Origin of the sequence: Xanthomonas bonasiae (genome assembly GCF_017163705.1) — a bacterium.
Lineage (GTDB): Bacteria > Pseudomonadota > Gammaproteobacteria > Xanthomonadales > Xanthomonadaceae > Xanthomonas_A > Xanthomonas_A bonasiae.
The window spans coordinates 568,958-594,913 of record NZ_JAFIWB010000001.1 but is presented as its reverse complement, the minus strand read 5'-3'; the positions used below and the strand labels follow the sequence as shown (position 1 = coordinate 594,913).

The 25,956-nt window shown below is 70.8% G+C and carries 28 protein-coding genes; 12 read left to right on the top strand and 16 right to left on the bottom strand.

From position 1 onward, the window contains the following. Positions 1 to 57 precede the first annotated feature (57 nt). Together JR064_RS02475 and JR064_RS02470 are read right to left on the bottom strand one after the other, a co-directional pair. Positions 58 to 768 (bottom strand): rRNA pseudouridine synthase, encoded by a 711-nt coding sequence (locus JR064_RS02475; protein WP_206228679.1) that lies wholly within the window; start codon positions 766 to 768, stop codon positions 58 to 60. Between the two features lie 70 nt (positions 769 to 838). After that, the gene (locus tag JR064_RS02470) at positions 839 to 1,345 is read right to left on the bottom strand and encodes a YgjP-like metallopeptidase domain-containing protein (protein WP_179563724.1); all 507 of its coding nucleotides are present in this window, start codon (positions 1,343 to 1,345) and stop codon (positions 839 to 841) included. A 124-nt stretch (positions 1,346 to 1,469) separates the two neighbouring features. On the opposite strand from JR064_RS02470, the gene JR064_RS02465 reads away from it, so the two are divergent. After that, complete coding sequence (locus JR064_RS02465; RefSeq protein WP_179563725.1) at positions 1,470 to 2,006, top strand: DUF2058 domain-containing protein; 537 nt, start codon at positions 1,470 to 1,472, stop codon at positions 2,004 to 2,006. Positions 2,007 to 2,178: 172 nt separating this feature from the next. Here JR064_RS02465 and JR064_RS02460 read toward each other — a convergent pair whose 3' ends face one another. Beyond that, complete coding sequence (locus JR064_RS02460; protein ID WP_179563726.1) at positions 2,179 to 2,958, bottom strand: SDR family NAD(P)-dependent oxidoreductase; 780 nt, start codon at positions 2,956 to 2,958, stop codon at positions 2,179 to 2,181. Between the two features lie 270 nt (positions 2,959 to 3,228). On the opposite strand from JR064_RS02460, the gene JR064_RS02455 reads away from it, so the two are divergent. Continuing rightward, the gene (locus JR064_RS02455) at positions 3,229 to 4,161 is read left to right on the top strand and encodes a LysR family transcriptional regulator (RefSeq protein ID WP_241092797.1); all 933 of its coding nucleotides are present in this window, start codon (positions 3,229 to 3,231) and stop codon (positions 4,159 to 4,161) included. Positions 4,162 to 4,335: 174 nt separating this feature from the next. Then, entirely contained in the window at positions 4,336 to 4,602 is a 267-nt protein-coding gene (locus JR064_RS02450) for a DksA/TraR family C4-type zinc finger protein (protein WP_179563728.1), read from the top strand. A gap of 6 nt (positions 4,603 to 4,608) precedes the next feature. Here the strand turns inward: JR064_RS02450 and JR064_RS02445 are convergent, their stop codons facing one another. The 9 genes from JR064_RS02445 to JR064_RS02405 all read right to left on the bottom strand — a co-directional run bounded on the left by JR064_RS02445 (position 4,609) and on the right by JR064_RS02405 (position 11,139). Beyond that, a complete protein-coding gene (locus tag JR064_RS02445) occupies positions 4,609 to 4,881 on the bottom strand; it encodes a DUF2789 domain-containing protein (protein WP_191824797.1) in 273 nt (90 codons plus the stop codon). Positions 4,882 to 4,985: 104 nt separating this feature from the next. Beyond that, positions 4,986 to 5,564 (bottom strand): mechanosensitive ion channel family protein, encoded by a 579-nt coding sequence (locus JR064_RS02440; protein WP_206228677.1) that lies wholly within the window; start codon positions 5,562 to 5,564, stop codon positions 4,986 to 4,988. Between the two features lie 132 nt (positions 5,565 to 5,696). Continuing rightward, positions 5,697 to 6,491 (bottom strand): EAL domain-containing protein, encoded by a 795-nt coding sequence (locus JR064_RS02435; protein WP_191824796.1) that lies wholly within the window; start codon positions 6,489 to 6,491, stop codon positions 5,697 to 5,699. Positions 6,492 to 6,588: 97 nt separating this feature from the next. Beyond that, the gene (locus tag JR064_RS02430) at positions 6,589 to 6,786 is read right to left on the bottom strand and encodes a hypothetical protein (protein WP_179563732.1); all 198 of its coding nucleotides are present in this window, start codon (positions 6,784 to 6,786) and stop codon (positions 6,589 to 6,591) included. 16 nt (positions 6,787 to 6,802) lie between these two features. Continuing rightward, positions 6,803 to 7,138, bottom strand: a complete 336-nt coding sequence (locus JR064_RS02425; protein WP_179563733.1) for a YkgJ family cysteine cluster protein — start codon at positions 7,136 to 7,138, stop codon at positions 6,803 to 6,805. After that, the gene (locus JR064_RS02420) at positions 7,135 to 7,815 is read right to left on the bottom strand and encodes a class I SAM-dependent methyltransferase (RefSeq protein ID WP_179563734.1); all 681 of its coding nucleotides are present in this window, start codon (positions 7,813 to 7,815) and stop codon (positions 7,135 to 7,137) included. The genes JR064_RS02425 and JR064_RS02420 overlap by 4 nt, the downstream gene beginning before the upstream one ends. A gap of 244 nt (positions 7,816 to 8,059) precedes the next feature. Next, positions 8,060 to 9,418 (bottom strand): Hsp70 family protein, encoded by a 1,359-nt coding sequence (locus JR064_RS02415; protein WP_206228676.1) that lies wholly within the window; start codon positions 9,416 to 9,418, stop codon positions 8,060 to 8,062. Positions 9,419 to 9,588: 170 nt separating this feature from the next. Continuing rightward, positions 9,589 to 10,059 carry an FKBP-type peptidyl-prolyl cis-trans isomerase gene (locus JR064_RS02410; protein WP_179563736.1) on the bottom strand — a complete coding sequence of 157 codons (471 nt, stop codon included), beginning with the start codon at positions 10,057 to 10,059 and terminating at the stop codon, positions 9,589 to 9,591. A 123-nt stretch (positions 10,060 to 10,182) separates the two neighbouring features. Continuing rightward, positions 10,183 to 11,139, bottom strand: a complete 957-nt coding sequence (locus JR064_RS02405; RefSeq protein ID WP_179563737.1) for a cation diffusion facilitator family transporter — start codon at positions 11,137 to 11,139, stop codon at positions 10,183 to 10,185. 101 nt (positions 11,140 to 11,240) lie between these two features. Between JR064_RS02405 and JR064_RS02400 the strand changes: the two genes are divergently transcribed. Further along, entirely contained in the window at positions 11,241 to 11,582 is a 342-nt protein-coding gene (locus JR064_RS02400) for a zinc ribbon domain-containing protein YjdM (RefSeq protein WP_206228675.1), read from the top strand. 134 nt (positions 11,583 to 11,716) lie between these two features. Here JR064_RS02400 and JR064_RS02395 read toward each other — a convergent pair whose 3' ends face one another. Together JR064_RS02395 and JR064_RS02390 are read right to left on the bottom strand one after the other, a co-directional pair. Then, entirely contained in the window at positions 11,717 to 12,928 is a 1,212-nt protein-coding gene (locus tag JR064_RS02395; protein WP_206228674.1) for an MFS transporter, read from the bottom strand. Next, positions 12,925 to 14,118, bottom strand: coding sequence for a serine hydrolase domain-containing protein (locus JR064_RS02390; protein ID WP_206228673.1), 1,194 nt, complete (start codon positions 14,116 to 14,118; stop codon positions 12,925 to 12,927). The genes JR064_RS02395 and JR064_RS02390 overlap by 4 nt, the downstream gene beginning before the upstream one ends. Before the next feature lie 113 nt (positions 14,119 to 14,231). Between JR064_RS02390 and JR064_RS02385 the strand changes: the two genes are divergently transcribed. Together JR064_RS02385 and JR064_RS02380 are read left to right on the top strand one after the other, a co-directional pair. Then, positions 14,232 to 15,110, top strand: a complete 879-nt coding sequence (locus tag JR064_RS02385) for a LysR family transcriptional regulator (protein WP_206228672.1) — start codon at positions 14,232 to 14,234, stop codon at positions 15,108 to 15,110. An 83-nt stretch (positions 15,111 to 15,193) separates the two neighbouring features. Further along, positions 15,194 to 17,701, top strand: a complete 2,508-nt coding sequence (locus tag JR064_RS02380; protein WP_206228671.1) for an alpha/beta hydrolase family protein — start codon at positions 15,194 to 15,196, stop codon at positions 17,699 to 17,701. 45 nt (positions 17,702 to 17,746) lie between these two features. Here JR064_RS02380 and JR064_RS02375 read toward each other — a convergent pair whose 3' ends face one another. After that, entirely contained in the window at positions 17,747 to 18,835 is a 1,089-nt protein-coding gene (locus tag JR064_RS02375) for an alkene reductase (RefSeq protein WP_206228670.1), read from the bottom strand. Positions 18,836 to 19,149: 314 nt separating this feature from the next. On the opposite strand from JR064_RS02375, the gene JR064_RS02370 reads away from it, so the two are divergent. Next, complete coding sequence (locus JR064_RS02370) at positions 19,150 to 20,358, top strand: MFS transporter (RefSeq protein ID WP_179563744.1); 1,209 nt, start codon at positions 19,150 to 19,152, stop codon at positions 20,356 to 20,358. A 127-nt stretch (positions 20,359 to 20,485) separates the two neighbouring features. Here the strand turns inward: JR064_RS02370 and JR064_RS02365 are convergent, their stop codons facing one another. After that, positions 20,486 to 21,481, bottom strand: a complete 996-nt coding sequence (locus JR064_RS02365) for a tetratricopeptide repeat protein (RefSeq protein ID WP_206228669.1) — start codon at positions 21,479 to 21,481, stop codon at positions 20,486 to 20,488. Positions 21,482 to 22,054: 573 nt separating this feature from the next. On the opposite strand from JR064_RS02365, the gene JR064_RS02360 reads away from it, so the two are divergent. The 5 genes from JR064_RS02360 (at position 22,055) to JR064_RS02340 (ending at position 25,821) form a co-directional block, all read left to right on the top strand. After that, a complete protein-coding gene (locus JR064_RS02360) occupies positions 22,055 to 22,510 on the top strand; it encodes a PA2169 family four-helix-bundle protein (RefSeq protein ID WP_179563745.1) in 456 nt (151 codons plus the stop codon). 223 nt (positions 22,511 to 22,733) lie between these two features. Further along, positions 22,734 to 23,375: a 2'-5' RNA ligase family protein gene (locus JR064_RS02355; protein WP_206228668.1), complete on the top strand. Its 642-nt coding sequence runs from the start codon at positions 22,734 to 22,736 to the stop codon at positions 23,373 to 23,375. Beyond that, on the top strand, positions 23,372 to 23,977 hold the full coding sequence (locus JR064_RS02350) for an HD domain-containing protein (RefSeq protein WP_179563747.1): 606 nt from the start codon (positions 23,372 to 23,374) through the stop codon (positions 23,975 to 23,977). The genes JR064_RS02355 and JR064_RS02350 overlap by 4 nt, the downstream gene beginning before the upstream one ends. 70 nt (positions 23,978 to 24,047) lie before the next feature. Continuing rightward, complete coding sequence (locus JR064_RS02345) at positions 24,048 to 24,236, top strand: oxidoreductase-like domain-containing protein (RefSeq protein ID WP_179563748.1); 189 nt, start codon at positions 24,048 to 24,050, stop codon at positions 24,234 to 24,236. A 133-nt stretch (positions 24,237 to 24,369) separates the two neighbouring features. Continuing rightward, positions 24,370 to 25,821 (top strand): virulence factor family protein, encoded by a 1,452-nt coding sequence (locus tag JR064_RS02340; RefSeq protein WP_206228667.1) that lies wholly within the window; start codon positions 24,370 to 24,372, stop codon positions 25,819 to 25,821. The last annotated feature ends 135 nt before the right edge of the window (positions 25,822 to 25,956 follow it).

The window sequence follows — 25,956 nt, the reverse complement described above, 5'->3', positions numbered from 1 at the left end:
GCCGGCACGGCTGCGTGCGCCGTGCGTCGGCGCGTCACCGGTTCCGGCCGCCGCCGCTCAGAAGCGCTCGCCGCCGGGCAGATAACGCCATTCGCCCGGTGCCAGCTTGCCCAACGGAATGCGGCCCACGCGCAGGCGCCGCAGGCTGATCGCTTCCAGCCCGACCTCGGCACACATGTGCTGCAGCTGCCCGGGCTGCACGTGCTTGATCGCGAAGCGCAGGCGGTCCTCGTTCTGCCAGCTGACCTTGCACGGCGGCAGGCTGCGCTGCCGGTAGACCAGGCCGTGCGCCAGCCGCAACATGCCGTAGGGCCGCAGTTCGCCGCGCACCTCGACCACGAATTCCTGTTCGATCGAGGTCGCGTCCTCGGTCAGGCGGCGCAGCACGCGGCCATCCTGGCTCAGCACCAGCAGACCGCTGGCGGCGTCTTCCAGCGGCAGCGGCGCGTTCAGGCGCAGGAAGTGGCGTTTCAGCACGCGCACGTCGGCCATGTCCAGGCCGCTGCGCGTAGCCGGCGTGACCAGGGCCAGGGCGGCGTCCAGGCCCAGCCCGGCCGGCTTGTGCAGCAGCAGGGTGGCCGGCTCGACCGCGCCCAGTTGCGCGTCGGCGGCCAGGGTCACCTGCTGCGTGGTCACCGCCGCCTGCGGTTCCTCGACCACCACGCCGTCCACGCTGACCCAGCCGCCCTCGATGTACTGCTGCGCTTCGCTGCGCGAGCACGGCAGCATGGCGGCCACGTATTTGTCGAGGCGGGTAGGGGCGGACATCGAATGGCTCGGCGATCAGGGCAGGGCAGTGTACGTGCAGCCGTCGCCGCGCTGCCATGCGCGGCGACGCTCAGCGGTCCGCGGTACCGGCGAGGTCGAGCTGGGTCAGGTACAGGCGCAGGTCGAATTCCAGCTGGTGGTAGTCCGGCGCCATGTGCGTGCACAGCTGGTAGAACGGCTTGTTGTGCGCGCTTTCCTTCAGATGCGCCAGTTCGTGCGCCACGATCATCTGCAGAAACGCCGCCGGCGCGTCGCGGAACACGCCGGCGATGCGGATCTCGCGGCTGGCCTTGAGCCGGCTGCCCTGCACCCGCGAGACGCTGGTGTGGGTGCCCAGTGCGTGCTTCACCGCCTGCAGCCGGTTGTCGTAGATGACCTTGTGCAGCGGCTCGGAGCTGCGCATGTGGCGGTCCTTCAACGCCAGCGTGTAGTCGTACAGCTGGCGGTCGTTGCGGACCGGATTGGGCGTGTCGTAGCGCTTGCGCAGCCATTCGCCGAGGCGATCGCGCGCGATCAGTTCGCGGACCTGGTCCTGCACATGCGGCGGATAGCCGACGAGGTATTTCAGCGCTTGCATGGCGCCACGATAGCGCGCCATGGCCGCCGGCACGAGCGGTGGCCGCCGCCGCGCAGTCGCGGCCAGGGGTCTGCCGCAGCGGGTAAGATAGCGGCCAACGTCTTGGATCGACTGGATTTTCCCGATGCGCAATCCCCTGCAGGAACAACTGCTCAAGGCCGGCCTGGTGAAGAAGAACCAGGTGGCGCAGGTCGCGCGCGAGCAGGCCAAGGCGCGCCATGGCAAGGCGCCGCCGCCGCCCAGCGCCGAGCAGCTGGAGAGCGAGCGGCTGCGGCTGGAACGGGTGGAGCGCGACCGCGCGCTGGCCGCCGAGCGCAATGCGCAGGTGCGCGCGCAGGAACAGCGCGCGCAGGCGCGGCAACTCGTCGACAGCCACAAGCTCAAGGCCGATGGCGAGATCGACTACCACTTCACCGACGCCGGCAAGATCCAGCGCTTGCGCGTCGACGCGGCCTTGCGCGCGCAGCTGATCAGCGGCGCGGCGGTGATCGCGCGGCTGGATGCCGGCTATGCGCCGATTCCGCGCGCGGTGGTGGAAAAGGTGGCCAGCCGCGATCCCGCCGCGATCGTGCTCGACACCACCCAGGCCGCGCCGGCAGCCAGCGACGAGGACGACGCGTACTACAGCCGCTTCCAGGTGCCGGACGACCTGATCTGGTAGCCGCCGGCACCGCCACGCTCGACACCCCTCGGCGTGCGCGAAAAACGGCGTGCGGCGTGCGCGGACACGATGCGCCGCGCGGCGTATTGGAATGGCCGCATCGGATCTCGCCCATGAACGTGGCGGCGATACGGATCGATTCATTGCCGCTGCGCGCACGTCGCGCCGCGGCTCACACGATGGTCGGAGTGATGCCGCCATCCACGCGCAGCGCCGCGCCATTGGTTGCCGCCGACAGCGGACTCGCCACGTAAGCGACCAGGCTGGCGACCTCTTCGGGCTCGATCATGCGCTGGATCAGCGAGCTGGCGCGTTCCTTGGCGAAATACTCGCGCTCCATCGCCTCGGGCGGCATGTCCGGATCGCTGGCGACGCTGCGCATGAACTCCTCGATGCCGGCCGAGCGCGTGGTGCCGGGCAGCACCGCATTGACGGTGACGCGGGTGCCCTTGGTGGTCGCCGCCAGGCCGCGCGAAATGGCCAGCTGCGCGGTCTTGGTCATGCCGTAATGGATCATGTTGGGTGGGACCAGGACCGCGCTTTCGCTGGAGATGAAGATGATCCGGCCCCAGTCGCGCGCCAGCATGCCGGGCAGGTAATGCCGGGCCAGGCGCGCGCCGCTCAGGACGTTGACTTCGAAGAAGCGCAGCCAGTCCGCGTCGCTGATCTCGCCGAATTCCTTGGATTCGTAGATGCCCAGGTTGTTGACCAGCACGTCGACCTGCGGCAGCGCGGCGGTGAGCGCCGCGGCGCCTTGCGCGGTTGCCGGGTCGGCCAGCACGCTGCGCACGTTGCCGCCGATGCTGGCGGCGGCAGTGTCCAGATTGGCCTGGTTGCGGCCACAGATGATCAGCTCGGCGCCTTCGGCGGCGAGCGTGCGGGCGATGGCCAGGCCGATGCCGGCGGTGGCGCCGGTGACGAGAACGGTCTTGCCGTCGAGTTGCAGATCCATGAGGTCATCCTTCGGTGAGAGAGAGGGAAGCGGTGCGGCGCTGGCCGCATCCGGCGGAAAAGGTGGGGTGCGGCGGGCGCTGCGCGCGCGGGTCCGGCATCGTGCTGCCGCCAGGCGTGGCCGCGCTGTTCGTCCGGGTTTCGATGCTGCGCTGATGGAGAGCGCGGGCTTGCGGTTCGGTCGGAAGCGCCACGATAGGCCGCGGCGGCGGATTTGATAATCCGCCGCGCACGCCTATGATCTGTGAAGCGAATTCACAGGTTGGTCGCAATGGACAATCGCGCCGGCGAAATGCAGGTGTTCCTGCGGGTCGTGGATGCCGGCAGTTTCTCTGCGGCGGCACGCCTGCTGCGCATGACGCCGTCCACGGTCAGCAAGCTGATCGGCCGCGTCGAGACCCGTCTTGGCGTGCGCCTGCTGGAGCGTTCGACCCGGCGCCTGTCGCTGACCGCCGAAGGCCAGGTCTACTACGAGCGCAGCCTGTCGCTGCTCGCCGAACTCGACGACGTGGAGCGCGACCTCGGCCGCGGCGCGGCCAGCGCCGGCGGCAGCGTGCGGGTGAATGCGTCGGTGGCGTTCGGCATTCTCGGCCTGGAGCCGATGCTGCCGGCGTTCTGGCAGGCGCATCCGCAGATCGTGGTCGATCTTTCGCTGTCCGACGAGATGGTCGATCTGTACCTGGATCGCACCGACGTCGCGTTCCGCGTCGGCGCCTTGCAGGATTCGAGCATGATGGCGCGGCATGTCGGCGTGGCGCGGCGCAAGATCGTCGCCGCGCCGGCCTATCTGGCGCGCCACGGCACGCCGCGCAGCATCGACGCGCTGTCGCGGCACAGCTGCCTGGGCTTCAATTTCCGTCGCGCCGCACCGGTGTGGCCGCTCGCGCACAGCGGCCGCATCGTCGATCGCACGGTGCAGGGCGCGCTGCTCGCCAACAACGGCGAAACGGTGCGGCGCATGGCCGTCGCCGGCATCGGCCTGGCGCGGCTGGGCGATTATCACGTGCGCGACGATCTGGCCGCGGGCCGCCTGGTGGAAGTGCTGCAGGAAGCGGTGGAAGGCGATACCGAGGAGATCCATGCGCTCTATCGCGGCGGCCCGCGCTTGCCGCAGCGCGTGCGCGTGTTCCTGGATTTCGTGGTGCCGCGGTTGCAGCGGTTTCTGGCTGGGCGCGAGCCGGGACTCGGGAACCGGGACGCCTGATCTTGCGCTACGGATCCATTGCGCGATACGCGCGGGTTCCCGGCATCGGTGCAGTGGCCGGCTTTGCCGCGTCGGGGTCGCGACTGAATCCCCAAGCAATGTGAAGGCGCCTGCCATTGCATTGGCGGGCGCCGGCCGCATCATCGGAAACAGGCGACACAGCAGGAGACGGCGATGGCCACAGGGTGGGCAAACGACGGCGCGGTGCAGGACCAGATCGACGCCACCGTCGAAGATGCGATCAAGCGTGCGCGCAGCCAGCTGCCGCAGGGCCCGAGCCTGGAGCACTGCGAAGCCTGCGATGCGCCGATTCCCGAGGCGCGGCGCAAGGCGGTGCCCGGCGTGCGCCTGTGCGTGGCCTGCCAGGAAGCGCACGACCACGAACGGCACGAGCACAGCGGCTACAACCGCCGCGGCAGCAAGGACAGCCAGCTGCGCTGAGGCGACTCAGTCGTCGTTGGCGGCGTTGCTGACCGGCGGTACCGGCCGCGAGTGCAGCGCGATGTTGAGTTGATCGACCACCATCGCCCAGTCGGCGTCGTCGATGCGTTCCTCGCGCAGCAACTGCGCCTGGGCCGGCGTCCAGAACGGCGCTTCTTCCAGCCGCATCGTGTCCGGCAGCGGCGAATGGCGGCCGATGAACTGGCGGATCTCGGTTTCGCTATTGGGCAGGCCCAACTGGGCGAACAGCTCGGCGAACGGGTGGACGGGTTGTTCCATGGGGCACCTTGTCGTTGGGGGCGCGTGCCGCGATGCGGCGGCGCACGAGCCAGGCACGATACCGCTCGTGCGATCAGTGTCTTGTTAGGACGTGCGCTTGCGCGCTAGCCGAGTCCCGGCGGCACCGGGTGGCCGCGCCAGCGCCGCGTGCTGCGCTGGAAGAACAGGCTGTTGGGAATCTGCAGCACGCTGTCGCCATCGTCGTCGCGGTTCTCGCGCAGCGTGGTGTAAATCAGGTTGATGTCCACCACCTGGCCCTTGAGTCCGGGCTTTTCGCCGTTCTCGAGCAGTTCGATGTGGTCGTGCAGGCGGAACGGCCGCGTGGCGAAGATCAGCAGCGTGCAGAAGATGTTCGACAGCACGCTCCAGGCCGCGAAGAACGCCACCGCCGCCACTGCGGCGAAGCCGGTGAACGCGGTCCACAGCACCGTGCCGGACACGCCGAGCCGGTCCAGGATCAGCAGCAGCGCCGTGCTGTAGATCACGAAGCCGCTGCCGCGGCGCGCCAGCATCGTCAGTTCGGGCGGCAGCGCGTGGTGTTCGCTCAGTCGCCGCACCAACCGCCGCAGCAGGGTGCGCAACAGCCATGCGCCGAGCACGATCAGCGCGATCTGCGCGCTCGGCACGATCAGGTCCAGCCAGCGGTGGGCCCAGGGTGGCAGCATGGTGTGCAGCGAGGACATCGGCGGGTTCGGCATGGCGGGGGAGGCGCGATGGTCGCAATCGTCGCCGCATCGGGCAAGTGCGGATGGCGTCCGGCCGGCGCCATCGCCGCCACGCCGACGCTGCAGCGCAGGCGCGCGGCCGGGCGTCGCTCAGGCGGCCTGTTCCAGGCTGGCCCAGCGTTCCGCAGGGATCTCCGGCAGCGCCTCCAGCGCAGGCATCGCGAACAGGAAACCCTGGTACAGGTCGATGCCCAACGCGCGCAGCGCGCGGTATTCGGCGGGCGTTTCCACGCCCTCGGCAAGCACCTGGCAACCCAGTGCGGCCGCCATGCCGACGATGCCGGCGACGATATGCCGGCGCGGCGCGCTGGTATCGATGTCGCGGATCAGGGCCATGTCCAGCTTGAGCAGATGCGGCTGGAAATTGGCGAGCAGGTTGAGCCCGGAGTGACCGGCACCGAAATCGTCGATCGCGGTGAGGAATCCGCGCTGCGCGTAGTCGCGCAGGATCCGCACCACCTTGCTGAGATCGCGGATGTGCTCGGACTCGCTCATCTCGAAGATCAGATCGCCGGTCGGCACGCCGTAGCGCTCGGCCGCGGCCAGGGTCAGGCGGATGCAGGTCGCCGGTTCGTAGACCGCATTGGGAATGAAATTGATCGACAGCCGGGTGCGCAGGCCCAGCCGCGCCGCGGTGGCGATCGCCTGCACCCGGCAGGTCTGGTCGAAGCGGTACAGCTGCTGCGGGCCGACCCGCGCCAACACCGCGGCCGCGCCGCTGCCGTCCTCGCCGCGGACCAGCGCCTCGTAGGCGTAGATCGTGCGCGCGCGCGCATCGACGATCGGCTGGAACGCCATGCGGATGCCGAAGTCGAGCGGTTCGCCATCGCGGCAATTGCCGCAGGCCGGCTGGCCCAGTTCAGCGGAGAGGGATCGCAGGAGCATGCTACGTGCGTCTACCGCAGCGAAGAGGCCTGGATTATCGGCCGGCGCCGTGAAGACGGCGCCGACATCGGCTGCGGCGCTGCCGCAGCGCGCCGGCTCAGCCGGCTTCGGCTTCGTCGACTTTCTTCAGCACGCGGGTGGTGCCGAGCACTTCGACGCGGCCGCCGGCCTTGCGGAACGCGGCCATGTCGGCCTCGATACGCTCGCGGCTGAGGCCTTTCTGCGCCTTGTCGCCGGCGCCGCTGCGTGCGGTCTTGGCGGTCGGGGGCGGGGTCTTGCTGGTGGGACGTGCCATGGTGAATCTCCTGGAGTCAGTACATCGTCAGGGGAATGCCGCGCGCCAACTGATCGTTGTGGATGCGGCGGATGTCGCGGCAATACGGGCCGGCCATCGTGAACTTGCGGCAGATCGCCGGGCGCTGTTCGTAGATCGAGCAGCACATGCGCTTGCTGTCCACCGCCACGCACCAGCCGTCCTCGTCGCGGGCCATCACGTGCAGGCCCTCGGCGGTGTGCTCGGTGTAGTGGTCGGGCACCTTGTCGTCGGGCATCAGCAGCACGGTCAGGCGGCAGCAGATCGCGTCGCAGCGGTCGCAGGCGACGGATTTTTCGGCCGGGGCGCGCGGTGTTGCCGGTTGCGCGCTCACGCGTTGCCGCCGATGGGCATGGCATCGCGGCGAAAGCGCAATACGCGGCCGCGGTAGGGCGGCAGATCGTCCGGACCCAACGGCATTTCGCGCTGTTCGCTGAGCGCATAGCCCTGCGTGGCCAGCGCGCGGGTCAGCGCGGCGCTGTTGCCGCGGCCCGGATCGGCGATCAGCACTTCCGCACTCGCCGTCGCATGCCGCGCCAGCAACTCGGCCAGCAGCGCCGGATGCTGGTGTTCGTACAGCACGTCGCTGCCGATGATCACGTCGAAACGGCCCAGCTCGAGGTTAGGCTGGTCCCAGTCGAGGCGGCGGTACGGTACCGCGGGCATTTCGTTGAGCGCGGCGTTGTAGGCCAGGAACACCTCGGTCAGCGGATGGCGGTCGCTGGCGACGATGTCGGCGCCGCGGCGGCGCAGCACCAGGCTGGCCAGGCCCAGGCCGCAGCCGATCTCGAGGATGCGCTTGCCGCCGAAGTCGTACAGCGCCATCGCTTCGGCGAGCAGCCGCCCGGCCGGCCACACGTTGCCGAACAGGCTCCATTGCGCCGAGGAAATGCCGGCCGCTTCGGCCTGCGCGTCGGGATCGGAGAACTGTTGGGTATCGAGCAGCGAACGGATGCGATAGTCCTGGCCGCCCAGGTTGAGCGTGTTGATCTGGGTGGTGTAGCCGGACACAGGCGCTCCCGGTGGATCCGGCCCGAAGCGGGACGGAGGCTGGCGCGAGAAGAGGGGCGAGTCGGGCGACAGAAACGGCCGGACGAGACGCGTGTAGAAACGTGACGCTGAAGCGTGACCGCGCATATTACGCCAGTCGCGCCTCTTGCGTATGAACGGAACCTGCGCTAGCGCCTTGCGCACGCGCGGCCGCGCCAGCGCGCGCTGCGGCGCGGTTGGCGAGACGCCGCGGGCCTCGCGCCGGTCAGCGCTGCGCGGCGGCCAGGGCCAGGCCCTGGACCACGCCGAACGAAGGATCGCCGTGCACCAGGCGCGCCTGCGGGAACGCGGCGGCGACCACCTGCTGGATGTAGCCGGCGCGCGACATGCCGCCGGTCAGGAACACCGCGGCCGGATCGCAGGCGATGTCGCTGCGGACCTGCGCGAGCAGTTCGCCCAGCGCTTCCAGATAGCTGCGTGCGGCGTGGGTCAGCTCGTCGGCCCGCACCTGCACCTGCAGCCCGGCTTCGATGTAATCCAGCGCCTCCTCGTGCTGCGCGCTGTCGCTGAGAAGGATCTTGCTGCGCTCCACCGCGCGGTACAGGCGCGCGGTGTTGCCGGTGTCCTGCAACGCCTGCAGCCGCGTGTCGTACGGGTGCGGCACTTCGTCGTAGCGATGCTGGCGGAAATCGCGCTGGCGCGTGGTGTCCTGCACCATCGCCGCTTCGACGTAGTGGTGCGCCGGCACGCGGGTGCTGCCGCGGCCGAACAGCGGCATGTAGCTGGCCAGGCTCAGCGCCAGGTCGATGTCGGTACCGCCGCGGGCGATGCCCCAGGCGCGATGCACCTGCGGCGCGCCGTCGCCGCCGACGCTGGCGTGGGCGATGTCGGTGGTGCCGCCGCCGATGTCCACCACCACCGCGTCGTGGCGCTCGCCGCTGCCGGCGTGGTAGTGCATCGCCGCGGCGGCGGGTTCTTCCAGGAACGCGATGTCGTCGAAGCCGGCGGCGATCGCGGCGCTGTGCAGGATATCCAGCGCCTGCGCGTTGCCGGCCTCGCCGATCGAGCTGCGGAACTGCACCGGTCGCCCGAGCAGCGCGCTGCGCACCTGCACGCCGAGTTGCTGCGAGGCGGTCAGGCGGATGTGCTCGAGGATGTGCGTGGCGATGCCGGTGATGGTCTGCTTGGCGCGCGGATGCAGGTTGTAGCCGAGCATCGATTTCGGACTCTGCACCAGGCTGCCTTCGCCTTCGACGAAATACGCGTCCAGCGCCGCGTCGCCGTACACCGCGTTCTGCAGCAGCGCCGCGGAACTGCGCGGCTCGCGCATCTGCGCTTCCATCCATTGCCGGCGCACCACGCGGATCGCGTCGCGACGCAACTCGTCGCGGCTGCGCTCGCGGCCGGCGGCGGCCGCATCGCGGCGGCCGGCCTCGATCAGCTCGTCCACCTGCCGCTCCAGCACAGGGGTCAGCTCGAAATCGGACGGATCGCGCATCACTTCCGGGAAGTACACGGTGGTGCGGAACTGGTGCTGGTCGCCGAAGCCGATCGGCACCACGCGGCCATCGATCACCGCGGCGGCGGCGGAGTTGCTGGTACCGAAGTCGATGCCGAGTCTCATGTCGCTGCGGGGCCGGGCAGGGGGCCGCGCACTGTGCGGCAAGCCGCAGCGCGGCGCAAGCCGGCGGCGGCCGCTGCAGGGAGGTGGCCGCGCCTGTGGCCGCCGCCGCCGCACAATGCAAGAGGCCCGCGATTGCGGGCCTCGTGCGGTTGCAGCCGGGATGCGGGCGGTTACAGCGCCGCGCCCGCGTGGCCCTGGTTCTTTTCCTGCTCGGTGGCATCGCGCACGCCGGCCACTTCCACCGCGAAATGCAGCACCTGCCCGGCCAGCGGATGGTTGCCGTCGATGGTCACCAGCTCGGCGCCGACCTCGGTGACCGTGACCAGCAGCGGGCCCTGGTCGGTCTGCGCCTGGAACTGCATGCCGGGCTGCAGGCCCTCGGCATCCGGGAACGAGCTGCGCGGCACCTGCTGCTGCAGTTGCTCGTGGCGCGGGCCGTAGCCTTCGGCCGGAATCACGTCGACCTGCACGCGTTCGCCGGGGCGCTTGCCGGTCAGCGCCTTTTCCAGCCCCGGCACGATGTTGCCGGCGCCGTGCAGATAGCTCAGCGGATTGTCCGGCGCGGATTGATCGATCACCTCGCCGGCGTCGTCGGTCAGGGTGTAGTGGATGGTGGCGACAAGGCCATTGGCGATCTCCATGGGAAACCTCATTCAGTAGGAAGTGGGATACGCCGGCACAGTCACAGCGCGATGGGAGGTGCTACCCGAATACCCTAACGAAAAGCGGCGGCGGATCGCAAGTCTGTGCGCCGGATCGCGCGTTCAGGCCGGCGGCGGGGCGCGCAACGCGCTGCGTCGCGCCCGCCACGCCTCGGGCGTCTGTGGCTTGACGAACAGCGACTGCAATTCGGGGTGCTCGGCGCGCGCGGCGCGTTCGATGCGTTCGATGCAGGCCTCGATCTGCGCGGTGCTGCGCTGGTCCTCGAACTCGGCGCTGAGCGCGGCGACCACCTGCTCGGGCCCCATCTGCACGCTCAGCACGCCGTTGACCGCGCGCACGTCCGGATCGGCGCCGGCGATGCGGCGCAAGGCATCGCTCAGCGGCCGTGCCGCCGGTTCGCCGATCAGCAGACCCTTGCTCTCGCGCGCCAGCACGAAGGCCGAGCAGGCCAGCACCGCGGCGATGCCGATCGAGGCCACGCCGTCCAGTTCGGGCATCTGCAGCCACTGCGCGGCCAGCAGGCCGAGCAAGGCGATGAACAGGCCGATCAGCGCGGCGCTGTCTTCCAGCAGCACGGTGAACAGGCTCGGGTCCTTGCTCTCGCGGAACGCCTGCACGTAGCCCATGGCGCCCTTGCGCGCGCGGAACTCGCGCAGCGACACCCACCACGAACCGCCCTCGAACAGGATCGACAGGCCCAGCACCACGTAGTTGAGGGTGTGGTTGCTGGCCGGCTCCGGATTGCGGACATGCGCGATGCCTTCGTAGAGCGACACCCCGGCGCCGAGCGCGAACACCAGCAGGGCGACGATGAAACTCCAGAAATACAGCTCGCGCCCGTAGCCGAACGGATGGCTGGCATCGGCAGGCCGCGCGGCCCGGCGCAGGCCGTACAGCAGCAACAGCTCGTTGACCGTATCGACCAGCGAATGCACGCCTTCGCTGAGCATCGCCGAACTGCCGGACAACGCGGCGGCGACGAACTTGGCGATGGCGATGGCCAGGTTGCCGGCGAGCGCGGCATAGATCGCGAAGCGGGAACCGGAAGCGGCGGACATGGGATTCCTGCGGGAAGAGCGGCCGGGGCCGCGGCACGCGGCGGCGTGGAGCGGGCGGCTACAATAGGCGTCCTCCCGTCGTCGCCGTATCAAGGAACGCCATGTCCGCCGCACCCGCCTGTCCGCAATGCACCCTGCAAAACACCTATGTCGACGGGGCGCTGTGGATCTGCGCCGACTGCGGCTACGAATGGCCGGCGGCGGCGGACGCCGCAGCCGCCGCGGAAATGGTGGTGCGCGACAGCAACGGCAACGTGCTGCAGGCCGGCGACACCGTGGTGGTGATCAAGGACCTGAAGGTCAAGGGCTCGTCGATCCCGCTGAAGCAGGGCACGGTGATCCGCGGCATCCGCCTGGTCGAGGACGATGCCGAGCACATCGAAGGCAATTCGGACAAGATCAAGGGCCTCGTGCTGAAGACCTGCTTCCTGCGCAAGGCCTGAGCCGCGTCGGCCGCCGGCGCCGGCATCGCGTTCGCGGCGAGCAGCGGCGGTGCGCGGCGCCGCGTAGCGGGCGTTGCGCACGGGACGCCGGCACTCGGCACGCGCATGGCCGGCGCCGGTGGTGGCGCTGCGGCTCACTCGTCGGCGTTCGCCCAGCCGTGCCGGCGTTGCGCGAATGCCCACGCCAGCGCCAGCAGCGCCAGCGCCACCCAGGACAGGGCGGCGGCGCCGGAACGCTGCAGCAATGCGCCGCCGAGCATGCCGCCGCCGGCGATCGCCAGGTTCCAGCCGGTGACCACCAGCGACTGCGCCAGATCGGCGGCGTCGCCGGCACGGCGCGCGATCGCGGTCTGGAACAACGTGGCGCAGCCGCCGAACGCCACGCCCCAGGTCGCCAGCGCCACCGCCAGCAACGCCGGCGAACGCGGCCACAGCGCCATCGCCAGCACGGCGAGCGCGAACAGGCCGATGCTGGCCAGCAGCAGCGGCCGCATCCAGCGGTCGATCCACACGCCGACCACGACGATGCCCAGCAGCGAGGCCGCGCCGAACAACAGCAGGTAGCGGTCCAGCGCCGCCGCCGCGGTCGACAGCGCCAGCAGCGGCGCCACGTAGGTGTAGAGCAGGTTGTGCGCGAGCACGAACAACAGCATCACCGCCAGCACCTGGGCCACGCCGCGCAGGCCCAGCACGCGACGCAGCGGCAGCGCCGCAGTCGCCGCCTGGCCGGCGAAATCGGGCAGCGCGCCGCGCGCCCAGCCGAGCAGGCCCAGGCTCAGCAGCGACATCGCGCCGAACGTCCAGCGCCAGCCCCACTGTTGCCCGAGCAGGGTGCCGGCCGGCACGCCCAGCGCCAGCGCCAGCGGCGTGCCGACCATCGCCACCGCGATCGCGCGGCCCTGCTGCGCCGGGGCCACCATCCGGCGCGCGTAGCCGGCCAGCAGCGCCCACAGCAATCCGGCGCTGACCCCTGCGAGCAGGCGCGCGGCCAGGATCAACGGATAGCTGGCGGAGATCGCGGTGACCGTGTTGGCCAGCGCGAAGCCGGCGATGGCGAGCAGCAGCAACGGGCGCCGCCGGTAGCGGCGGGTGGCGGCGGTGAGCGGGATCGCCGCCAGCAGCGAGCCGAGCGCGTAGAGCGTGACCAACTGGCCGACCCAGGCTTCGCCGACGCCCAGCCCCGCCGCCATCGCCGGCAGCAGGCCGGCCGGCAGCGCTTCGGTGAGGATGGTGATGAAGCCGGCGCAGGCCAGCGCGAGCAATCCGCTCCAGGGCAGGCGCCGCGCCGCCGGCGGCGCGGCCGCAGCGGACCCGGCCGGGCGCGGCGCGAGGCATTCGCCGCTCATGCCGACACCTCGCGCAGGCTGGCGTAGACCGCGTCGCGCAGCTCGACCACGAACGCCCCGGACATGCCTTCGTACAGCGTGTTGGTCAACGCCACCACGCTCAGCTGCCGCGCCGGATCGACGAACCAGTTGTGCCCATAGGCGCCGCCCCAGCGCCAGGTACCGGGCGCTTCCGGGGTCGCGGTCGGCGCGGGATCGCGCAGCACCGCAAAGCCCAGGCCGTAGCCCCAGCCGGGCCCGTCCGGCGGGCCGAAGTCGCCGGCCTGCGCGCGGCCCATTTCGGCGACCAGCGCGGCCGGCAGCAGTGGCGCGCCGCCGCCGCGCAGCGTCTCGAGCAGGCGCAGCACGTCGCCGGCGTTGCCGACCATGCCCGCGCCGGCGGAAGCGAACGCGTCGCGGTCCAGCGCGCGCGAGGGATGGAACACGATGCCGGCGCCCTCGGCGAACGGCGCGACGACTTCGCCTTCGCCCAGCCGGTGCGGCGCCGGGGCGCCGTTGACGTAGGGCACGGCCAGGCGGGCCGTGTCCTCGGCATGGAAGGCGGTGGCGTGCATGCCCAGCGGCGCGGTGACCAGGTCGCGCACCAATGCCGGCAACGCCTGGCCGCTGGCCGCCTGCAGCACCGCGCCGAGCACGTCGATCGACAACGAATAGCCCCAGCCGGTGCCGGGCGCGTACTGCAGCGGCACCCCGGCGAGGCGGCGCAGGTTGTCTTCCAGGCTCAGCCCGCTGTTGTCCATGCCGTCGGAGACGCCGGCACGCGCATGCGCGCCGTCCGCCGGCTCCAGGAAGCGATAGCCGAGTCCGGCGCTGTGGCTGAGCAACTGGCGCAGGCTGATGTCCGGCACCCGTCCGTCGGGCAATGCGGGACGGAACCAGGGCAGCCAGCGCGCGACCGGCGCATCCAGCGCCAGGCGGCCCTGCGCGACCAGCACCAGTGCCGCCGTCGCCACCACCAGCTTGCTGACCGAAGCCAGGCGGAACGTCGTGTCCTCGCGCATCGGCCGCTGCGCCTCGCGGTCGGCCCAGCCGGCGGCGCGGCGGTACAGGCAGGCGCCGCGGTGGGCGACCAGCACCACCGCACCGACCAGACGTTGCTGGCGCAGCGCGGCGTCGATCGCGGCATCGAGCGGTGCGGCGTGGTGCGGCGACAGCGTCGAAGCAGGAGCGGCGGTGGAGGACGTGGGCATCGGCGCGACTCGTGGAGGGGGGGAGGTGCAGCGTGGGCGCATGCCGATTGCGGAAAAAGACGGGTAGAGTTCCTGGCTACGAGGACGTAAATGTCCGCAATGGTGGCGGTGCGATGGACAGTCTGGGCAGCCTGCGCGGCTTCGTACAGGTGGTGGAGAGTGGCGGCTTCGCCGAGGCCGGGCGGGTGCAGGGCCTGTCCGCGTCGGCGATGGCCAAGAGCGTGTCGCGGCTGGAGCAGTCGCTGGGGGTGCGCCTGCTCCATCGCAGCACCCGCAGCCTGACCCTGACCGCCGAAGGCCAGCTGTTCCTGCCGCGCTGCCGGCGCATCCTGGCCGAGGCCGAAGCGGCGCGCGGCGAGCTGGGCAGCCTGGCCACGACGCCGAAGGGGCGGCTGCGGATCAGCCTGCCGATGAACAACAACGTGCTGCTGCCGGTGCTGGCCGACTTCATGCGCGCCTATCCGCAGATCCAGCTGGACCTGGATTTCGACGACCGCCTGGTGGACGTGATCGAGGAGGGCTTCGATGCGGTGCTGCGCGTGGCCGAGCCGGACGACTCGCGGCTGGCCTCGCGCCGCCTGGGCCGCTTCCGCCGCTGCCTGGTCGCCGCGCCGGACTACCTGCAGCGCTGCGGCACGCCGCTGCGGCCGGCCGACCTGCTCGCCCACCAGTGCCTGCACTACCGCTTCCGCAGCAGCGGACGCCTGGAAGCCTGGCCGATGGGCGCGGCGACAGCCGGCCTGCAGTTGCCGGTGTCGATGGTCTGCAACAACATCGAGACGCGGCTGAGCTTCGCCCTGCGCGGCTGCGGCATCGCCTTCCTGCCGGAGCACTCGGTGCGCGCGGAGCTTGCGGCCGGCACGCTGCGCACGCTGCTCGACGACTACGTCGACTCCACCGGCACCTTCCACCTGCTGTGGCCGTCCGGCCGGCACATGCTGCCGAAGCTGCGCGTGTTCGTCGATTTCCTCGGCGCGCGGCTGGTGCTCTAGCGGCTGCCGTAGGCGGCTGCGGCGCGGCTATGATGCGCGCTGGGCGCAGGGGGCTGCCGCCCGGCAAGGAAACAGGGGACATCATGGAAAAGCACGTTGTCGCGGCCGGCGGTCGCGTGGGGCGCCGGCTGGCGTGGCTGTTGCTGCTGGCGTTGTGCACGCTGGCATTGCCGGCGTGGGCGCGGATGCAGGAAGTCAAACCCGGGCAGACGCCGCAGCTGGCGCCCGACGAGGGCCTGGTGCTGGTCGCGGTGGATACCGATGTCGACCTGTACGGCGTGGAGTTGAACAAGGACGGCAAGATCTTCGGCGCCGGCACCATGTCCCAGCTCAAGCCGGGGATCAGCTACCGGCTGTACATCGCGCCGGTCGGCAACTACGCCTGGCGCAAGATCTCGCTGCTGCCGGGATTCAGTTACAACATGCGCGACAGCGACGAGTTCCGCTTCCGCATCCAGCCCGGACGCATCACCTATCCGGGCGACCTGTTGTTCCGGCCCAAGTCCCTGTTCAATTTCGACCTGGGCATGGTCAACCGTTCGCTGGCGGCGATGGACTGGCTGCAGCAGACCCATCCGGCAGTGTGGGCGCACTACGAACTGGGCTATTCGGGGCACTATCCCGATCCGTTCCCGCAGTTCTACCGCCAGGCGCTGGCCCAGCATCCCAACGCCACGCCGGCGGCGAAGGTGGCGTTGCGCGCGCCGCCGCCGCCGGCCGCAATGCCGATCGCCCCCGCCACCGTGTTCCGCGGCGGTCTGGTCAACGCGCTGGAGCTGAATCCGCGCGGCGACCTGCTGGCGCTGCAGCTGCACGAGCGCAAGGACGAATGGCGCATCGAACTGCTGGATCTGGCCAGCAACCAGCAGCGCCTGCTGGCCACCAGCGTCGAGCCGATCAAGCAGTTGCTGTGGGCCGGCAACGATGCGCTGCTGTTCACCGTGCGCGTGCCGCATGGCCAGGACGTGGTGCGCGGCATGCGCGTGGATGTCGGCGCCGACGGCAAGCGCAAGTGGAGCGCGCTGACCCTGCCCGATGGCGGCTACATCGTCGATGCCTTGCCGCAGGCGCCCAACACGGTGCTGTACGCCACCACGCTGCGCAACGGCGACAACGCGGTGCAGTTGATGGACGTGTCCAGCCAGGCGGCGATCGACCGTTGGCGGCCGCGTTTCCAGGAACGGCTGAACATCGGCCTGGAACGCGACGTGGGCTGGCTGACCGACGGCAACGGGCGGCTGCGCCTGGCGGTGGTGCGGCGCGACGACGACTACGTGCTGCTGTACCGCGACGGCATGGGCGCGACCTACCGCGACGTGATGAGGCTCAGCGACCTGCGCGATTTCCAGCCGGTCGGGCTGTCCTTCGATGCCGGCGAGATCTACGCGGTGACCGACGAGGGGCGCGGCCAGCGCGATCTGGTCGCCTACGACGTCGCCGCGCGCAAGATCGTGCGCACCCTGTTCAGCCAGCCCGGGGTCGATGTGGTCGACCTGATCCAGGGCCCGCGGCGCACGCCGATCGGGGTCACCTACTACGAGAGCGGGCGCCTGGTCAGCCACTACTTCGAAAGCACCGACGAACGCCTCGGCCGCGCGCTGAGCGCCGCACTGCCCGGGCGCAACGTGCAGATCGCCGCGCGCAACGCGGACGGACGGCAGATGATCCTGTGGGCCGACGCCGCCGACCAGCCGCCGCAGCTGTACCACCTGGACCTGGACAAGCGCGCCGCCACGCCGATCGCCGAGGACATGCCGTGGCTGCAGGGCCTGCATTTCGCGCCCAGCGAGGTGCTCAAGTTCAAGGGCCGCGACGGGCTGCCGCTGGAGGCGTTCCTGACCCTGCCGCCGGGCGGCGGACGCAAGCCGCTGGTGGTGTTCCCGCACGGCGGGCCGATCGGCGTGGCCGATTCGCTGGGCTTCGATCCGGACACCCAGTTCCTGGCCTCGCTCGGCTATGCGGTGCTGCGGGTCAACTTCCGCGGCTCCGACGGCTACGGCCGCGCGTTCCGCGAAGCCGGGCGCGACGGTTTCGGCACGCTGATCGAGGACGACATCGACGCGGCGATCGAACAGGCGCTGGCGCGCTATCCGCTGGATGCGCAGCGCATGTGCGTGCTCGGCGCCAGTTATGGCGGGTACTCGGCGCTGGTGATGGCGATGCGCTGGCCGGCGCGTTTCCGTTGCGTGGCGTCGATCGCCGGGGTCGCCGACCGGATCCTGATATACACCGCCAGCGACGGCGCGCGCGATGCCGACAGTCGCGCCGACCTGGAGCGGCTGCTGGGCAATCCGAACACGCAGCTGGAGCAGATGACCCGCACTTCGCCGCTGTACCGCTACGAGGCGATCAAGGTGCCGGTGCTGCTGGCGCACGGGCTGGAGGACCGGCGCGTGGACTACGAACATACCCGGCGCATGCTGCGGATGCTGGAGATGGCCGGCAACCCGCCGGTGGGTCTGACCTTCGCGGGCGAGGGCCACGGCTTCGCCGACGTCGATCACCGTGCCGCGCTGTGGAGCGGCGTGGCCGGCTTCCTGCAGGCGCATCTGTCTGCGGATGCGCCGCCGCAGCAGGCGGCGACGCCTTGAGGTGCAGCGGCGGCGGCACGCGTGTGCCGCCGCGCGTCTGGTTTCTCAGTCCAGCGTCGGGTAGTCGGTGTAGCCCTTGGCGCCGCCGCCGTAGAGCGTGTCCGCATCCAGCGGGTTCAGCGGCGCGTCGCGGCGCAGCCGCTCCACCAGATCCGGATTGGCGATGAACGGACGCCCGAACGCGACCGCGTCGGCAGCGCCCGCGCCGAGCACCCGTTCGGCCAGCGCCTTGTCGTAGCCGTTGTTGACCAGCCACGGACCGCGGAACTTGGCGCGCAGCGCGGCGTAGTCGAAGGCGATGTTGTCGCGCGGGCCGCCGGTGGCGCCCTCGATCACGTGCAGGAAGGCCAGGCCCAGCGGATCCAGGCGTTCGACCGCGCGCTCGAACAGCGGCTGCGGGTCGCTGTCGTGCGCGTCGTTGGCCGGGGTCACCGGCGACAGGCGCACGCCGGTGCGCTCGGCGCCGATTTCCTGCGCCACCGCCTGCACCACCTCGAACAGCAGCCGGGTCCGGTTCTCGATGCTGCCGCCGTAGGCGTCGTCGCGGTGGTTGCTGCCGTCGCGCAGGAACTGATCGATCAGGTAGCCGTTGGCGGCGTGCACTTCCACGCCGTCGAAGCCGGCGGCGATGGCGTTGCGCGCGGCGTGGCGGAAGTCCTCCAGCAGCGCCGGAATCTCGTCCAGGCGCAGCGCGCGCGGTGCGGAGACGTCGCTGAAGCCCTCGGCGGTATAGGTCTTGGCGTTGGCGCGCAGCGCGCTCGGCGCCACCGGCGCGGCGCCGTCCGGCAGCAGGCTGACGTGCGAGATGCGGCCGACGTGCCACAGCTGCAGCACGATCCTGCCGCCGCGGCGGTGCACCTCGGCGGTGACCTGTTTCCAGGCGGCGACCTGCGCCTCGCTGTAGATCCCGGGCGTATCCATGTAGCCCTGGCCCATCGGGCTGATCTGGGTGGCCTCGGCGACGATCAGCCCGGCGCCGGCGCGCTGGCCGTAGTACTCGGGCGCCAGCGGCGAGGGGATGCGGCCTTCGCCTTCGGCGCGGTTGCGGGTCAGCGGCGCCATCACGATGCGGTTGGCCAGTTCGATCGCGCCCAGGCGCAGCGGGGCGAACAGGGGGGAAGCGGTAGCGGTCATCGGCAGGGTTTCTCGAACTAGGAATGGGGGCATGGACGGCACAGCGCCGAAGGCGTCGCCGTCTCCCGCTAAGACATGGGGATGGTCGCCGCGGTTGCGCGTCGCCGCGATGGGACAGTGCGTTGCTGGCGCCAGGCTCGCCAGCGACGGCGGCGCCGTGCTGGCGGCGTTGCGCGGCCGGCCTCGCCAGGCGCGAGGCGGACGGCTGGCGCGACGCCGGCGAGGACCGCGCGCAACGCGGTGTTGCACGCGCATGGGTACCTTTGCATGCTGCGATGCACAATAATGGGCAGCCCTCGATCAGGTCCCAGGGCATGTCCACTCCCGTCACTCCCCAGGCGCCGCTGTCGCGCCGCGGCTACGTGCTGATCCTGTTCGCGCTGGCCATGGGCGGCTTCGCGATCGGCACCAGCGAGTTCTCCACGATGGGCCTGATGCCGTACATCGCGCGCGGGCTGGCGATCGACGAACCGCAGGTCGGGCACCTGATCAGCGCCTACGCGCTGGGCGTGGTGGTCGGCGCGCCGCTGCTGGCGATCGTCGGCGCGCGCTGGCCGCGGCGCACGCTGCTGCTGGCGCTGATGGGGTTCTACGCGGTCGGCAACCTGGCCAGTGCGCTGGCGCCGGATTACCACAGCATGCTGCTGGTGCGCTTCATCGCCGGGCTGCCGCATGGCGCCTATTTCGGCGTGGCTACCCTGGTCGCCGCGTCGATCAGTCGCCCCGACCAGCGCGGCGCGGCGGTGAGCCGGGTGCTGCTGGGGCTCAACCTGGCGGTGCTGGTCGGCAATCCGTTGGCGACCTGGCTGGGCCAGGTGGCGCAATGGCGCTACGCGTACGCGCTGGTGGCGGCGATCGCGGTGCTGACCGTGGTGCTGGTCGCGCGCCTGCTGCCGGCCGATCCGCAGGAGCCGCGGCAGCAGCCGCTGCGCGAACTGCGCGCGTTCAACCGTCCGCAGGTGTGGCTGGCGCTGGGCATCGGCTCGGTCGGCTTCGCCGGCATGTTCTGCGTGTTCAGCTATCTGGCGCCGACCCTGACCCAGGTCACCGGGGTGTCCGAACGCTGGATCCCGTTCGCGATGTGCGCGTTCGGCTTCGGCGGCCTGCTCGGCAACCTCGCCGGCGGTTGGTTGTTCGACCGGCTGCAGTTCCGTGCGGTGCCGCTGGTGCTGCTGTGGTCGATGGCGGTGTTGCTGGCCTGGCCGCTGGCCGCGCACTCGCCCTGGGCGGTGCTGCCGGCGGTGGTCGCGGTCGGCACGATGGGCGCGCTGGCGCCGGTGTTGCAGACCCGGCTGATGGACGTGGCCAGCGAGGCGCAGACCCTGGCCGCGGCGTCCAACCATGCCGCCTTCAATCTGGCCAACGCGCTGGGACCGTGGATGGGCGGGATCGCGATCAGTGCCGGGCTGGGCTGGACGTCGACCGGTTACGTCGGCGCGGCGGCGGCGCTGGGCGGCCTGCTGGTGTACCTGTGGGCGCGCCACGACGCGCGCCGTGCGCAGCGCCTGGCGCAAGCCTGTTGAGCCGGGCGGCATAGGGCCTGGTGCGATCGCGCCAGGCGGGTGGGGCGGCGCGCTGTGGTAGGTGTGGCTGCGTGGATGCGCGACGCCGACGCCACGCGCGCGGCCCGATCGGCTCGCCCGCTGCGGCTCAGCGCTGCGCCTGGGTGTTGTGCGTCAACCGCCGCAACGCCTCCAGCTTGGCCTGGTAGCGCGGCTGCGCGGTCTTGTCGGCGTGCTCCACGGCTTGCTGCAACGCCCAGTTGGCGCGGCGCGGATCGCCATTGAGCAGATAGACGCGGGCCAGGGCGAAATACAGCAGGTGCGCGTTGTCGTACAGACGCAGCGCATGCCGGTAGTAGCCGATCGCCGCGGCATAGTCCTGGCGCCGTTCCGCCTCGTTGCCGAGCAGGTACTGGTGGAACGGGTCGGTCAGCTGCACCCGTTGCAGCCGCGCCAGCATCGCCGCTTCGTGCCGGCTGTCGCCCAGGTGCCGGTACAGGATGGCGGCGTTGGACAGCGCGGACACGTGGCCGGGATCGATCGACAGCGCGGTCGCGTAGTTGTTCGCGGCAGTCTGCGGATCGCCCTGGCGCAGCGCCAGCACGCCGAGGTTGTTCCAGGCGGCGGCGAAGTCGCGATCCATCCGCAGCGCCATCTCCATGTGCTGCTGCGCGGCGGGCAGGTCGCCGTTGGCCATCAGCTCGGCGCCGCGGTTGTTGTAGTAGTGCGCCAGTGCGCGGCGGTCGGAAATCGGCTGCGGACCGCGCCGGTCCATCAGCACGCTGCGGTCAAGGTCCACGCTGCGGCGACTGCCGTCGATGCGCACCAGGACGTTGACGTGGCCGGCGTTGTACAGCGCGTTGCCGTCCTCGTACCAGCTCAGGACGCGGCCGACTTCCTGCACCTGCGCGTCCACCCCGGCGTCGCGCGCCAGGGCCACGAACAGCAGGGTGAAGGACAGGCAGTTGACGCGCCGCGTCGTATAGCTCTCGGCAACGCTGTTGGTGGCCTTGGCGTCGTACTGCAGATCCAGGCCGTCCACGTCGAAGGCCAGCCGCACCAACTGCTGCAGGCGCTGCTCGGGCGGGCTGTGGCGGTCGATGCGCTGCTGCACCAGCGCATGCAGCGCGGGCGGGACGCGCATGATCTCTTCTGGGACGAGTGGCGCAGATGGGGCAGGCAGCGACGGCGGTGCGGGCGGCGGCGCGATCGCCGTCGCGGCGACCAGAGCGAATGCGGTCCAGCCGAACATGGCGCACCTCGTGGGGAATCCCGGATGGGAGGGTCTTTCGGCAAATATAGCCCTTTGCCGGCGCGTCGCACGTGCCAGGGAATGCGGCCATCGCGGCCGCGAGCGATGTCGTGTCTGCCGGCTGGCCGGCGCCGCGTATTCATCCACAGCGATTGTGGATGAGTGCGGGGCAAGCATGTGGATAACTCCGCCGCGGCGTGCCGTGCCGGGCGCATGCACGGCCTGGCGAAAATATCGCCAGTGAGTGCCGCGTGCTGGTGATGAATGTTCGTTCATGCCTGCCAGCGTCGCGTGAGGACGCAGCCGTTTCGGCTCACGTGCACTTTATGCCCCGGCGTCCAGCATCTCTCCCACGACGCAACGCGGCAAGACTCTTCATCCCGCGGCCAAGCGACATCCAGGGAACACGACCCGACGTGCCCGTTGCGCGATGTTCGCCGGCCCATTGCAGAAGGAGTTCCATCCATGAGCATTCAGAGCAAGACCACCCACAGCCTCAACGACCTGATCGCCATTTCCCGCGACGGCAAGGATTTCTACGAAGAAGCGGCGCAGAAGGTCGGCGATACCGAGCTGTCCGCGCTGTTCCTGCGCATTGCCGGGGTCAAGTCCGACATCGTCAGCAGCCTGAGCGCCGTGGTCCAGGCGGTCGGCGGCAAGCCCGACGAGCACGGCACGCTGGTGGGCAGCATGCAGCAGATGTATGGCAAGGTGCGCGCGACGCTGGGCGACACCAAGTACGGCTACGTGGCCGAGCTGGAAGAGTCCGAGGATCGCCTGTTGAAGGCGTTCAACGAGACCATCGCCGACAGCGATACCCCGGTCGCCGCGCGCGATGCCGCCACCAAGCTGCTGCCGGAAGTGCGTGCCTGTCACGACGTGATGCGCAACCGCAAGCTGGCGATGAAGAACGCGGCCTGAGCCGCAGGCCGGGCTCCCGCCTGGCCTTCATCGACGGCAACGCACGTTGCGATCCGCGCGGATCGCAACGTGCCGATGCCGAAAGGCGCAAAGGCCGACCGGAGTCCATCCGGTCGGCCTTTTGCGTTGCGCAGCGAGCGGTCGCGCGCCGGGCGCAACGCGCTTGCTACCATGGCGGTCCCTGTCCCGTCGCCGCAGCGCCCGCGGCGTCCGCACCCTGCCGATGGCCCACGATCCTTCTTCCGCAAACGCGCAGTTCTCGCTCGGCTTCGCTGCGCCCGCGCCGCGCGAGAGCCTGTTCTTCGCCGTGCTGCCGGACCCGGCCACCGCGCAGCGCGCCTTCGCGATTGGCGAGCGCCTGCGTGCCGCGCACGATCTGCGCGGTCGCGCGTTGCCGGTGGAACGTCTGCATCTGACCCTGCATTACCTCGGCGAATACGCCGGCATTCCGCCACGGCTGTTGCAGCAGGCGCATGCCGCCGGACAGGCGCTGGCGGCGGCGCCGTTCGAGCTGTGTTTCGATCGGGTCGCCAGCTTCGGCGGCCGCGCGCGCACGCGGCCGCTGGTGTTGCTTGGCGACGCCGAGCCGCCCGCGCTGCGCCGGCTGCGCGAGGCGCTGCAGCGGCAACTCGGCCGCCAGGGCGTGGCCACGCGCGCCGACGCGGCCTATGTCCCGCATATCACCCTGAGCTACGACGAGCAGACGGTGCCGCCGCAAGCCGTGCCGGAACTGCGCTGCACGGTCGCCGCGCTGAGCCTGATCCGCAGCGTGCAAGGGCAGGGACGCTATGTGCACGAGGCGACCTGGCCGCTGTCGGCGGATGCGGCCGGGCCTGCGTCTGCCGGCGGCGAGGCGATCCGATGAGCGAACCGGCGCCGCCGCTGACCCTGCCCGCCGCGCAATGGGAGCAGTTGCAGGCGGCCTATGCCACGCCGCCGCGCGCCTATCACCACTTCGGCCATGTGCAGGCGGTGCTGGGCCACTATGCCGAGGTCGCCGCGGCCCTGGGCTGGCGGCAGCCGCGCGAGGTCTATCTGGCCGTGCTCTATCACGACGCGGTGTATCAGGCCGGGCGTGGCGACAACGAGGCGCAGTCGGCACGCATGGCGCAGGCGGCGATCGCGCAGTGGCTGCCGGCTGCCGGGCTGGACGCGGCGCGCGTCGCCGCGCTGATCGAGCTGACGGCGCGCCATGGGCAACTGTCCGCCGCTGCGGTGGATGCCGAGGCGGCGCTGTTCCTGGATTGCGACATGGCCATTCTCGGCGCCGATCCCGCCGGGTTCGCCGCCTACGATCGCGCCATCGCCGAGGAATACCGCGGCGTGGTGCCGGGCTGGCTGTATCGGCGCAAGCGCCGGGCGTTCCTGAAGACGGTGCTGGCGCAGCCGCGCATCTTCCTCAGCGATTGGTTCCATGCGCGCTACGACGCGGCGGCGCGCGCCAACCTGCGCCAGGCGATCGGCTGAGCCGGTCGCGCCGGCGTTCTACAATGCGCACCTGTTCACGCCGCTGGCGTGCCACCCGCCGCGCACCGTGATGTCCGATCCCGATTCCGCCCCTGCCGATCCGTGCCCGCAAGCGCCGCAGCCGCCGCTGCCCAGCGATTGCTGCAACAGCGGTTGCCCGCTGTGCGTCCACGACCTGTACAACGACGAAGTGGCGCGCTATCGGCTGGCGCTGGCGGCGTGGCGGCTGCGCCATCCCGAGGCCGACCCGGGCGCGTGAGCGCCCGCCTGCGGGCGGCCGTGCCGGCCCCGCGTGCAACGTCCCGGCGTACCCCGCATGAACCGGCGCCCGCGCCGTGCTTCGCGCCGCCGCCGTTCGGGATTATCTTTACACGCCTTTTCAGGATTGCCGGATGATGCGAATGCGTGGCGGATGGATGTGGGGATGTGCGTTGGCCGGCCTGGCCGCCGCGGTTGCCGCCTCGGCGGCGCCTGCGACGACGGCAGCGGCGCCAGCGCCAGCCGCGCCAGCGGCGACACCGGCTGCGGTCCCGGAGAAACTCAGCCACGGCCGCTTCGAACAGGTCCCGGTGCTGCTGCCGCACGGCGAGGCGCAGCGCGTGGTGCTGTGGTTCGCCGGCGGCAAGCACGGCGAGGCGGCGCGCATGCGCCAGATCGAGGCGCTGCGCGACGACGGCGCGATGGTGGTGGTGATCGATGGCGCGCACCTGCAGGCGGTGCTGGCCAAGATCCCCGGCACCTGCGGCTTCTCCGCCGGCGACGTGGAGAACTTCTCGCGCTACGTGCAAGCCTACTACCATGTGCCGACCTACCGCCTGCCCCTGTTGGTCGGCGATGGCGACGGCGCCGCGCTGGCCTATGCGGTCGCGGCGCAGGCGCCCAAGCACCTGCTGGCCGGCCTGGTCACCGAGGATTTCTGTCCGGTGCAGGTGCTGGACGACCAGATCTGCGGCGCCGGCATCACCGCGCCGGCGCGCGCGCTGCAGCCGGCGACGCTGCCGCTGCCGTGGCTGGCGGCGATCGATGCGCCGGGCAAGCGCCGCTGCACCCAGCAGAGCGATGCGTTCTTGCAGAAGGTGCCGCAGGCGCGGCAGTTCCGCCGCAGCGCCAGCGGCGATCCGCTGCCCGGACTGCGCGCGGCGGTGCGTTCGCTGGGCGCGCAGCGCGGGGTCAGCCTGCCGCCGACGCCGGTCGACCTGGCCGGGCTGCCGGTGGTCGAGGTGCCTGCAGTCGCTGCGCCGGCCGCGGCAGGCGCAGCAGCCACCGGCAACGCCAACGACCAGGTGTTCGCGATCTTCGTTTCCGGCGACGGCGGCTGGGCCGGGCTCGACCAGCAGGTCGCCGGCGCGCTGGCCCAGGCCGGCATCCCGGTGGTCGGCGTGGATTCGCTGCGCTATTTCTGGAGCGAGCGCACCCCGCAGGGCTTCGCCACCGACCTGGATCGCATCTACCGCCACTACAGCCACCTGTGGCAGCGCGGACGCGTGGTGCTGATCGGCTTCTCGCAGGGCGCCGACGTGCTGCCGGCGGCCTACAACCAACTGCCGCCGGCGATGCGCGAGCAGGTGCAGGCCACCGCGCTGCTGTCGCTGGGCAAGACCGCCGACTACGAATTCCACGTCTCCAACTGGATCAGCTCCGGCGACGACGGCCTGCCGATCGCCCCGGAAGTGGCGAAGATGCCGGGCGCGCAGACCCTGTGCATCTACGGCGAAGACGACGACGACACGCTGTGCCCGGACCTGCCGCACGGCGGCGCGCAACAGGTGAAGCTGCCGGGCGACCATCACTTCAAGGGCGATTACGCGGAACTGGCCAAGCAGATCCTGCAGCGCATCGATTGAAGGCCGGGATTGGGGATTGGGGATTTGGGATTCGCAAGAGCGGCATTTGTGGGGCTTCAGCCCCGACGCACTGCCGCTAAAGCGTCGGGGCTGAAGCCCCTCCCACAACCCGGCAGTTGCCGCGGAGACGCCATC

What these genes read in the sequence shown, in the direction of transcription:
- JR064_RS02445 (WP_191824797.1), bottom strand. Translation starts at nt 4,881, where the DNA reads ATGGAACAACCCGTCCACCCGTTCGCCGAGCTGTTCGCCCAGTTGGGC.
- JR064_RS02470 (WP_179563724.1), bottom strand. Translation starts at nt 1,345, where the DNA reads ATGCAAGCGCTGAAATACCTCGTCGGCTATCCGCCGCATGTGCAGGAC.
- JR064_RS02375 (WP_206228670.1), bottom strand. Translation starts at nt 18,835, where the DNA reads ATGACCGCTACCGCTTCCCCCCTGTTCGCCCCGCTGCGCCTGGGCGCG.
- JR064_RS02380 (WP_206228671.1), top strand. Translation starts at nt 15,194, where the DNA reads ATGGAAAAGCACGTTGTCGCGGCCGGCGGTCGCGTGGGGCGCCGGCTG.
- JR064_RS02360 (WP_179563745.1), top strand. Translation starts at nt 22,055, where the DNA reads ATGAGCATTCAGAGCAAGACCACCCACAGCCTCAACGACCTGATCGCC.
- JR064_RS02395 (WP_206228674.1), bottom strand. Translation starts at nt 12,928, where the DNA reads ATGAGCGGCGAATGCCTCGCGCCGCGCCCGGCCGGGTCCGCTGCGGCC.
- JR064_RS02410 (WP_179563736.1), bottom strand. Translation starts at nt 10,059, where the DNA reads ATGGAGATCGCCAATGGCCTTGTCGCCACCATCCACTACACCCTGACC.
- JR064_RS02465 (WP_179563725.1), top strand. Translation starts at nt 1,470, where the DNA reads ATGCGCAATCCCCTGCAGGAACAACTGCTCAAGGCCGGCCTGGTGAAG.
- JR064_RS02385 (WP_206228672.1), top strand. Translation starts at nt 14,232, where the DNA reads ATGGACAGTCTGGGCAGCCTGCGCGGCTTCGTACAGGTGGTGGAGAGT.
- JR064_RS02350 (WP_179563747.1), top strand. Translation starts at nt 23,372, where the DNA reads ATGAGCGAACCGGCGCCGCCGCTGACCCTGCCCGCCGCGCAATGGGAG.
- JR064_RS02415 (WP_206228676.1), bottom strand. Translation starts at nt 9,418, where the DNA reads ATGAGACTCGGCATCGACTTCGGTACCAGCAACTCCGCCGCCGCCGCG.
- JR064_RS02435 (WP_191824796.1), bottom strand. Translation starts at nt 6,491, where the DNA reads ATGCTCCTGCGATCCCTCTCCGCTGAACTGGGCCAGCCGGCCTGCGGC.
- JR064_RS02440 (WP_206228677.1), bottom strand. Translation starts at nt 5,564, where the DNA reads ATGTCCTCGCTGCACACCATGCTGCCACCCTGGGCCCACCGCTGGCTG.
- JR064_RS02345 (WP_179563748.1), top strand. Translation starts at nt 24,048, where the DNA reads ATGTCCGATCCCGATTCCGCCCCTGCCGATCCGTGCCCGCAAGCGCCG.
- JR064_RS02460 (WP_179563726.1), bottom strand. Translation starts at nt 2,958, where the DNA reads ATGGATCTGCAACTCGACGGCAAGACCGTTCTCGTCACCGGCGCCACC.
- JR064_RS02450 (WP_179563728.1), top strand. Translation starts at nt 4,336, where the DNA reads ATGGCCACAGGGTGGGCAAACGACGGCGCGGTGCAGGACCAGATCGAC.
- JR064_RS02390 (WP_206228673.1), bottom strand. Translation starts at nt 14,118, where the DNA reads ATGCCCACGTCCTCCACCGCCGCTCCTGCTTCGACGCTGTCGCCGCAC.
- JR064_RS02475 (WP_206228679.1), bottom strand. Translation starts at nt 768, where the DNA reads ATGTCCGCCCCTACCCGCCTCGACAAATACGTGGCCGCCATGCTGCCG.
- JR064_RS02455 (WP_241092797.1), top strand. Translation starts at nt 3,229, where the DNA reads ATGGACAATCGCGCCGGCGAAATGCAGGTGTTCCTGCGGGTCGTGGAT.
- JR064_RS02340 (WP_206228667.1), top strand. Translation starts at nt 24,370, where the DNA reads ATGATGCGAATGCGTGGCGGATGGATGTGGGGATGTGCGTTGGCCGGC.
- JR064_RS02370 (WP_179563744.1), top strand. Translation starts at nt 19,150, where the DNA reads ATGTCCACTCCCGTCACTCCCCAGGCGCCGCTGTCGCGCCGCGGCTAC.
- JR064_RS02365 (WP_206228669.1), bottom strand. Translation starts at nt 21,481, where the DNA reads ATGCGCGTCCCGCCCGCGCTGCATGCGCTGGTGCAGCAGCGCATCGAC.
- JR064_RS02355 (WP_206228668.1), top strand. Translation starts at nt 22,734, where the DNA reads ATGGCCCACGATCCTTCTTCCGCAAACGCGCAGTTCTCGCTCGGCTTC.
- JR064_RS02405 (WP_179563737.1), bottom strand. Translation starts at nt 11,139, where the DNA reads ATGTCCGCCGCTTCCGGTTCCCGCTTCGCGATCTATGCCGCGCTCGCC.
- JR064_RS02400 (WP_206228675.1), top strand. Translation starts at nt 11,241, where the DNA reads ATGTCCGCCGCACCCGCCTGTCCGCAATGCACCCTGCAAAACACCTAT.
- JR064_RS02430 (WP_179563732.1), bottom strand. Translation starts at nt 6,786, where the DNA reads ATGGCACGTCCCACCAGCAAGACCCCGCCCCCGACCGCCAAGACCGCA.